The following is an 8,230-nucleotide window of genomic DNA, read 5'->3' as shown; positions in this document are numbered from 1 at the left end:
CATTCCTCCATTCCATGACAGTCGGTTCCGTTCATCACAAGTCAATCACGTCATTCAAACCTCGGTCATTCCAATGTCCGCTTTAAAAACACCCGCCAAGTCATCCGGACGCGTCGTCGTCGCGTACTCGATCCTGGTGATCGGGCTTACCCTTTCGGCGCGACTGATCTTTGGCGGAGCGTTGTTCCCCCAATCGTCTCCGGTGTCCGTTGAACGGGCCGATCAATCGACGATGTTGGCGTCGCTTGAATCGACTCGGTCGACACATGCCGCCGCGTCGACCCGTCGCATCGAATCGATTCGCGTCGGGGAGCGCGTGCTGGCGGAGAACCCCGAAATCGCTCCGGAGGAGCGTGCCCGTTGGCAGGAACCGGACTGGCAAGATTGGCTGCACCTGACGCTGCAGATGCTGCTTCCGACCGATCAAGAGGACGCCGACCCGCCGATCCTGGATATCGAGATTCTGCGTCCCGAACAATGGGTCCTCGATCAACTGGGAGTGATCGTCGCCCAGCGTGACGATGTCGCTGTCGTGGGCGAGGACGAATCGTTCGAATTCGCCGATTCAGAAACCGCGCTGGTTCCCTATTCGCCGCTCCGCCCGACCTATCGCTACGTCGCCGAGATGTACGCGATTGCAGAGGTTGCCAATGCGGAAGTGCTGGGACTGACGGTCGACATCGATCTTCCCGAGATGGGCGCGGTCGGAACGGCCATGGTCAGCGCGATCCAGCCGTGTCCTCCTGTCAAATCTTCGGCGGGGCAGGTCGTCACCGCGACGTTCGCCCATCCGCCGACGCGTCAGGTGTTGGATGTCGTCTTCGAAGGCGAGTCGGATGCGATCGGCGTGACCGACAATCACCTGTTCTGGTCCGAAGACCGTCAGGCATTTGTGGCGATCGGGCAGATGGAATCAGGGGAACGCGTCGTCACATTTCATGGCGACACCAAGCGGATCGAGAGCCGACTGCCCCGCCCGGGACCGCAGCTGGTCTACAACCTGGAAGTCTACGGAGAACACGTCTACTTCGTCGGCCAGCAAGGACTGCTGGTCCACAACGCGTACTCGCGGGGAACGGGTGGGGCGGATGGCTCTGATGGTCCTGCAAACGTTAGGATACGTACGGGGCCCATGGGCGAGCTGCGTTCGGCATTCGCCAAGATTGAACCCGGCAACATTGGACAGGGAACAGTGACAAATGCTTCATCGCGGGCATTTGTTCGACGCCTTGGAAACGCAACGGACGACGCAGGTCATGCGGTTGGCCAGAATCTTGGTGGTCTGGGGGGCGTCCGCGGTCGGAATGTGTTTCCGCAGGCGCCCAATGTCAATCGCGGAGTGTTCAACCAATTTGAACAGCAGATCGTCAGACGCGTAAATGCCGGAGATAACGTATTCGTTCGAGTTGTGCCCAAGTATCACATCGGAGATACTCGACCCTTCGAAGTTCTCTACCAGGCTCGCATTAACGGAAGAACAATAAGCAGAACGTTTGCGAATCCATGATGTGGTATCTAAGTAGAAAAAAGGAAAAACAATCTCATCAACTGTCATACGTTGGCGGAAAACCATCGCTACCAAGAAACACTGCGCTGCCGCGCTGCACGCTCTGTAGCAAAAGGCTGACTTTTATGTTTCAAGTCGCGTTTCCCGATGTCTGTGTATGGGAACGAATGACACTAGCCTGTTTTGTATGCATGCGGTGTGCTGATGAACGATTTCTAATTCCAGAAATGCTTCGAGAGCATCAACGGGGGGCAGACATCCCTGGCGGGTTCTTGTCATTGTACCAAAGGAACTTTAGGTTCATTGTATTCCCGACACTCCAAGCGCAGAAAGTAGACGACTACGTCGAAGAGACTGAGTTCTATTCGCTCCAATTCTCCGACAACAGCGACCGGTTTGATTTTGGAAAGATTGGAGGGAAACCAAGTTGGCTCTTAGAAGATGAGACGCCAGCAACCTACGACTCCTCAACACCAATGGAGTTTCTGATGGAGCTTGTACCCGGTCTCCAATTCAGTGTCGTTGACGGTGCGTCGCCTCAGGTAGAACTGGATATCTTCGGAATGCCATCTCCTTCGCCGCTCGAGTACTACCAGTTGTTTTTGGGTAATTCGATTTACTTGTTCGGCACTAAGGATGGTGAACCGCTGGTTTACGCCATTACTCAAACGTGAGGAGTGAAAGACGCGGGAGACGTTTCCGAAGCTGCCGATAGCCTTAGCGAGGCTCCTTGCGTGCGACGTGCGTCCGTCGACCGCCTCAACCCCTTTTGCCGATCGCCGGAATCTCGCAACGCGTAGAACCCACGGAATCCAGGCTGCTTGACATCCGTGGGTTCGCTTCGGCCATCGGTGGGCTGATTTTCCCCGGGACACCCTTGTGACGTGACGCAGCGTCACACCTCTCTGATCCCGTCGATCCGCCAGCAGTTCCCAAATCTTCTGCCATTGAAATCGCACCCCGCTGTCAGAATACCGCTGTGACTATTAATCTTGTGCGATGGCGCGTTCGGTGAAAGCGTTCTGCAATGAGGCAGACCGCCGGATCGCTCGATTCACGAATCGTAATGTCGATGTCCATCCAAACGAATCTTCCCGACTACGGGCGTACCTTTCCGCTCTACGTGCCGCCGATCGATTGGTTTTTTCTGATCGACGATAGTCCCGAGTACACGATGTCGTTTTTCCTGGACCTCGATTTTTCGGGCCGCCTGGATCAAGACATCTTTCAAGCCGCGCTCGAGGAGGCGTTGGTTCGTCATCCGCTGTTGTTCTGCGTTATCGAACTGGCCAAGAAAAATCGGCTTTGCTGGGTGCCGGCTCCCGACAAGGTCCCGCCGGTCGATTGGGCCGACGGTGACGTGCCGATGGAATTCAAGAACAACGGCTACATCGACATTCGAACCGAAACCGGCCTCCGCATCTGGGTCCGGCAGTCCGCCGATTCGGCGCGGGTGACGATGCAGTTTCACCATTCGGCCTGTGACGGCACCGGCGGCTATCGCTTCGTCGGCGACCTGCTCGGCTGCTACATGAAACGTCTGCCCAGCTGCGAGGGCAAGGTCGAACTGGGGAATTTCGACACCGCGTTGTTGAAGGTGCGCCGCTCGAAAATGCGCAGCATCCGCATTCACGACAGCGGATTCAAAAAATTAAAAATCGCGATCGCCGAAGGCTGGAATCACCTGAGCACCCGAACCGCCCCGCTGCGGCCACCGGCCAATCCGCCCGGCAACTTTGTGCTGCCCGGAATGGTCAAGCAAGAATTCTCCTCCGGCGACTTGGCGACCCTGCGAACCGCCGCGACGTCACAGGGCGGCACGCTGAATGACTTGTTCCTGTGCAAGATGTTTCAGGCGGCACTGAAGTGGAACGGGCCGACGACCGGATCGCGCAAGATCCGTTTGCTGGTCCCGGCCGACATGCGCGACGGCCAGGATTTCGAAATCCCGGCGTGCAACATGACCGCCTGCACGTTCGTCACCAAAACCGTCGCCGAGATCCAAGACGAAAAACGACTGATGGATCTGGTCATCCAAGACACGCTCGCACTCAAGAACGGCGGCCCCCAATCCGCCTTCGTCAACGCGCTCACATCGGCGATGGAAGGGACCACGATGCAAAAGCTGCTCAAGTACGGCGGCTGCCTGGCGACCGGCGTCTTTTCCAATGCCGGTGACCCTTCGCGTCGGTTCACCGGACGGTTGCCCAAGCAACGTGGCAAGATCGCTTGTGATGAATTCACACTGGAAGCGATCACCGGAGTGCCACCGCTTCGCAAACACACCCGCAGCACGCTGTCGTCGAGCATCTACGGCCGCAAGCTGAGCTTCTCGCTTCGCTGTGATCCCAGCCTGTTCGCTGAAAGCGACACCAAAGCGTTGCTGGAACTGTTCTGTGATCAACTCCGACCGTTGATCGAGAAGGCGTGAACCCGGCGCGTGGCACACCAGCACGTGGCGTCAGCCAGTGGCGCGTGTGCACCCTACAAACCCCACACGCGCCGCTCGCTCACGCGTCCCGCTGAAACGCAAACCAGCACATGGCGTCAGCCAGTGGCGCGTGTCCCCATAAACCCCACACGCGCCGCTCGCTCACGCGTCCCGTCAAACGCACATCAGCACATGGCGTCAGCCAGTGGCGCGTGATGCACTCCGCCCCCGTTCGTCTCACTCCACCGCGTCATGATGATGATCGGCCGCGAGAATTCGAATCGCATCCCGCAACAAAACAACTTGTCGACGCAAGACCGCGACTTCGCGTTCCAGACCGGCGACGCGATGCGAGGTTGCGTCACCGACCTGACCATCCGCGTCCGTGGCTGCGGTAAACCGGATCTCGCGTTCATAACGTCGGTTGTTGCGGATGTAGACCAGTTGCAGGGGTGAGCCCAACGGATGATTACGGAGGGCCATTTGCGCATCAGCCGGCGTTTCGATGTCCGCTTCATCGATTTTCACGATCTTGTCACCCTTGATCAATCCGGCGCGATCTCCGGCAAGCCCATCGGTCACGCGAACCACCTCGACGCCCAGCGGCGAGTCTTCCAGCACCACGCCCAACACCGGTTTTCCATCAATCGCCACCGCGTCGACCGGATCCGCAATGGAATCCGTTTGGAATTGGTCCAGTTCGATGATCAACGCGTCAATCGACCGCGGCGCACGGTCATTCGAAAGGACGATGTCTTGCGCATGGAGATCCTCGCTACTGATGAAAGCGAAAATCACGGTAAAGACGAGGGCCGAACTGGCCCACCAAGATTTTTTCGGTAAAGCCGTCGGCGGATTCGCACCGGAATGGTGTGTGGTTGGTTTCATTAACATTGGTCGATTCTCGATCAGGTGGTTCGTTGAGAGTGATTGGCTTTCGATCGAATCGAGACGCGGTGGATGAATTTGTGCCACGCACGCGTGGATTCGGTGTTCCAATCCGCCTGGACGCAACTGGCGTGCCGATCAAGAAAGTCCGCCTGGGCCAACGGCCATGCACAACATTCCTGCGGAGCATCGTGCGGTCGATCATGCTGTATGATGAGCGTCTGCGAAAGTGAATTGGGATGGCTCCCGCTACCTTCAAACCGTTTCACTCCGGCGGTCATGAAACAAATCGTTCTCTGCCCGAAATGCAATGCCCGTGTTGCGGTCAGTGAGAGTCAGGCCGGTCGACGCGTGCGGTGCCCGGGTTGCTCGCAGCCGTTTTTGACCGCTCCGGTGGCCGATCCAGTCACTCAAAGCGTCGCCGCGACGGATCAAGACGAAGATTGGCTGGGACTGAAGGATCTGCCGTCCGATTCGAGCTTTGCACCGCGGGATGCGCAAGATACGCCGCAAACGCCCCAGGACAGTGAGCAATTCCGCCTCCGCTGTCCGAAATGCGAGAGCATCAAATACGTCAGCGTCAGTCAGGTCGGCAGCACGGTGCGGTGCAACGATTGCCACAGCCGGGTCAAAGTACCGCGACCTCCCAAGAAGTTGGTGTCGTCTTCATCGCCGACACCAACTTCGCCCCTGGCATCCGATCCATTCCACGACTCCTTCCCCAGCAGCGAAGCCCATCCCTTTGAACGGCGGACGGAGAATGCCGGACTGGTCATCGAATCGGTGATGAAGTCGGCGGAAGTGGACGTCGAAGCGGAGGACCAGAAGCTCAGCCGCGAAGAAAACGCGATGAGTAGCTGGACGAAATCGATCCTCGGCGTCTTCATCGATCCGGGAGTCGTGATTCATCTCGTCGCAGTCGCCCTGTTGTTGGCCCTGCCGGTCGCGGGAACGGTCGCGCGGCCCCGGCTCGGATTTGCCACCTTTCCCTTCATGGCGATCGCCTTTTCGTTGGCGATGACCTGTGGGCTGGCGATCGTGCATGCGGTGGCCAACGGCAGCCGGACCGTGGAAGATTGGCCGACGATCGATCTGTACGCCTGGTTGGAATCCTGCCTGATCGTCGGCGCCGCGCTGGTCTGCTCGGTGACTCCGGCGCTGTTTCTGGCGACGCTGTTTTCCTCCCGCGCGTTGGTCACGGTCGGGTTGATGCTGTTCGGGGCACATCTGGTGTTCCCCTATGTCGTGCTCTCGATCCTGGACAACCAAACGGTCATGGCACCGATCTCGCTGGATGTGTTCCGTGGCTTCAAACGGTCTCGCACGGAATGCCGGGTGTTTTATGTTGCCGCCGGCGCGACGCTCGCCGCGCCACTGGTGTATTTCTGGTTTGCACCACCGGAACCGTTGTATGCGGGGATCGGCGCGACACTGTGCGTCGTGATCGCGTTCCTGTACGCCGCGATGCTGGGTCGTTTCGCCTACTCACTGGGAATCAACGACGAAGAGGAGGATGCACTTCAGCGGGAAGCGTGAGCGAGCGGCGCGTGTGGGGTTTGTAGGGTGCACACGCGCCACTGGCTGACGCCGCGTGCTGGTGTTTTTTGTGTTCTTACAACCCGCTTTGGAAACCGCTGGGTTTTCTGTCGCCCTTGCGTTCAGCGATTCGGCGGTACAGTCCGGTTTTTCCCGTGGTGATCGCGACGCCGACACACAGACACATCAGCCCGGATGCGATCGGCCAATTGAGTCGTCGCAGTTTGCCGGACCGGTGGCCTTGATAACTGAACGTTCCGCAGAACAACACCGCTTGCAATGCCGCGACGGCCAGCCAGCCGCGGCGACGAATGAACATGCCGTAAGCGAGTGAGACGACCGCAATTGCACCTCCCGCATACAAAACCATGTCCTGCGGATTTTGCAACGATCGGAACACGATCACGACGGCCGCAAACGACATCACGCCGGCGGCGAGATAGCGCAGAAACACCGCGAGTTGGGTTGTGAAGACGGCTCCGATGATCAGCATGGCGAGGGTCGCAAACGCGGTCGCGGCGATCAGGCCGTCGATCTGGTGACCGTAGGCATCGCCGACCATGGCGATCGTTGTCGACGCGACGCCCGCCAAAGCTGCCCAAAGCCAGTCGGCGTTGACCATCCGCAAGGTCATGATCAACAGGATCACGCAGGCCGCGGCCGGGAACATCCACGACGCCAATCCGGCACTCTGTCCGATTTCCGGGAGCGGTGCGGCCAGCCCCGTCACCAATAACGTTGTCGGCATTCCGAACACGGCATACCGCACGCCACGCATCGTCATCCAAGCGTAAACCAAAAAGATGACACCCAAGGCGACCGTCAGCGAGGACCCGAACAGGTAGCCCAGGTCGCTTTGAATCGGTAGCCAGGTTGCACCGTTTCGCGTCGAAGCACAGAGCAGCAGTCCCGAGGCGCTGATGATCGCCAGGCCTTGTAGGGCTTGGTTGCGCAGTCCGAGTCCGGCTTCGGCGATCAACACGATCACCGCGGCCAGAATCGGCAACAGCAAGAACGGCTCAAATTTTCCGGCAATCCCGTAAAAGCCGAACGACATCCAAATCGCATGGGATCGGATGCCTGCCAAGACGACCAGGATGACGAAGGCGGAGATCGGATACAGCGGCCACGACCAAGGCGTTCCGTTGTCGCGGGCCGAGTCTGGGCCACGACGAATCGCGGGAATCAGCAACAAGATGCTCGCACCGATGGCGACCGAAAACAGCACCGATCCCCAATTCGCGAGCGGATCGTTGCGTGTTGCGACGGCGCGGCCAAGAAGCAGGGGGAATCCGATCAGCACGGCATAGTGCGCGTAGAACGCCGTGCGATACCAAAGGCTCAGTCGAATTCGGCACAGCCAAAGGATGCCTTCGGTCACCATCAGGACCAACGCCGCAGCGGCGCAGGCAAACACACTTGCCGTCGATTGATCGCCGATACAAAGCTCGTCAAACCCGGTCGTGACAGCGACCAGGCTGATCACCACCACAAGAAAGATGGACCGCGCGTCATCCCAGACCTTCGCGACCCGGACAACGCCGACGCAAACCACCGCCATCAACAGCGTGTACGCGGCGATCCCTCCGGCCATCGAGATCGACTTGTCGAGCAAGCTGCCGCCGGAGATCGCGAGACTTTGGCAGCCGTAGATGACCAGCAAGCAACTGATCAGATAGAACGGATTCTGGTTGTACAAAAACCGGGCAAACGAGGTCTGCCGCGGTACAGCGACATCGACCGGGGAGGCGAGATCAGACGCGGCCACAGGTTCCTGTTCACCATCCATCACACCGACCCCTGCTTCAAGAGAAGTCCCGTGCCGATGTGCCATGGACACAGGGAAACAGATTCGTCTGGTCCGCCTG

6 protein-coding genes and 1 pseudogene are annotated in these 8,230 nt (G+C 58.7%); 5 read left to right on the top strand and 2 right to left on the bottom strand.

Translation table 11 applies throughout. The features are described 5' to 3' along the window. Positions 1–73 precede the first annotated feature (73 nt). The 3 genes from TBK1r_RS35935 (at position 74) to TBK1r_RS35925 (ending at position 3,938) form a co-directional block, all read left to right on the top strand. Positions 74–1,507, top strand: a complete 1,434-nt coding sequence (locus tag TBK1r_RS35935) for a polymorphic toxin-type HINT domain-containing protein (RefSeq protein WP_419580722.1) — start codon at positions 74–76, stop codon at positions 1,505–1,507. After that, positions 1,504–2,181 carry a hypothetical protein gene (locus TBK1r_RS35930; protein WP_145220836.1) on the top strand — a complete coding sequence of 226 codons (678 nt, stop codon included), beginning with the start codon at positions 1,504–1,506 and terminating at the stop codon, positions 2,179–2,181. The genes TBK1r_RS35935 and TBK1r_RS35930 overlap by 4 nt, the downstream gene beginning before the upstream one ends. Before the next feature lie 398 nt (positions 2,182–2,579). After that, complete coding sequence (locus TBK1r_RS35925) at positions 2,580–3,938, top strand: hypothetical protein (RefSeq protein WP_145220834.1); 1,359 nt, start codon at positions 2,580–2,582, stop codon at positions 3,936–3,938. 237 nt (positions 3,939–4,175) lie between these two features. Here the strand turns inward: TBK1r_RS35925 and TBK1r_RS35920 are convergent, their stop codons facing one another. Beyond that, entirely contained in the window at positions 4,176–4,832 is a 657-nt protein-coding gene (locus tag TBK1r_RS35920; RefSeq protein ID WP_145220832.1) for a PDZ domain-containing protein, read from the bottom strand. A gap of 66 nt (positions 4,833–4,898) precedes the next feature. Here TBK1r_RS35920 and TBK1r_RS39350 point away from each other — a divergent pair. Together TBK1r_RS39350 and TBK1r_RS35915 are read left to right on the top strand one after the other, a co-directional pair. Then, positions 4,899–5,195 (top strand): annotated as a pseudogene (locus TBK1r_RS39350) (hypothetical protein); the annotation flags it as partial. Between the two features lie 24 nt (positions 5,196–5,219). Further along, positions 5,220–6,362, top strand: a complete 1,143-nt coding sequence (locus TBK1r_RS35915; RefSeq protein ID WP_419581629.1) for a hypothetical protein — start codon at positions 5,220–5,222, stop codon at positions 6,360–6,362. 76 nt (positions 6,363–6,438) lie between these two features. On the opposite strand, the gene TBK1r_RS35910 is transcribed toward TBK1r_RS35915, so the two are convergent. Further along, positions 6,439–8,151, bottom strand: a complete 1,713-nt coding sequence (locus TBK1r_RS35910; RefSeq protein WP_145220828.1) for a hypothetical protein — start codon at positions 8,149–8,151, stop codon at positions 6,439–6,441. Positions 8,152–8,230 lie beyond the last annotated feature (79 nt).

It is taken from the genome of Stieleria magnilauensis (assembly GCA_007753675.1).
Lineage (GTDB): Bacteria > Planctomycetota > Planctomycetia > Pirellulales > Pirellulaceae > Stieleria > Stieleria magnilauensis.
Note: the sequence above shows the minus strand (reverse complement) of the source record. Positions and strands in the feature narration are given on the sequence as shown.

Coding starts and splice junctions, on each gene's coding strand:
- TBK1r_RS35935 (WP_419580722.1), top strand. CDS start 74: ATGTCCGCTTTAAAAACACCCGCCAAGTCATCCGGACGCGTCGTCGTC.
- TBK1r_RS35930 (WP_145220836.1), top strand. CDS start 1,504: ATGATGTGGTATCTAAGTAGAAAAAAGGAAAAACAATCTCATCAACTG.
- TBK1r_RS35910 (WP_145220828.1), bottom strand. CDS start 8,151: ATGGATGGTGAACAGGAACCTGTGGCCGCGTCTGATCTCGCCTCCCCG.
- TBK1r_RS35920 (WP_145220832.1), bottom strand. CDS start 4,832: ATGTTAATGAAACCAACCACACACCATTCCGGTGCGAATCCGCCGACG.
- TBK1r_RS35925 (WP_145220834.1), top strand. CDS start 2,580: ATGTCCATCCAAACGAATCTTCCCGACTACGGGCGTACCTTTCCGCTC.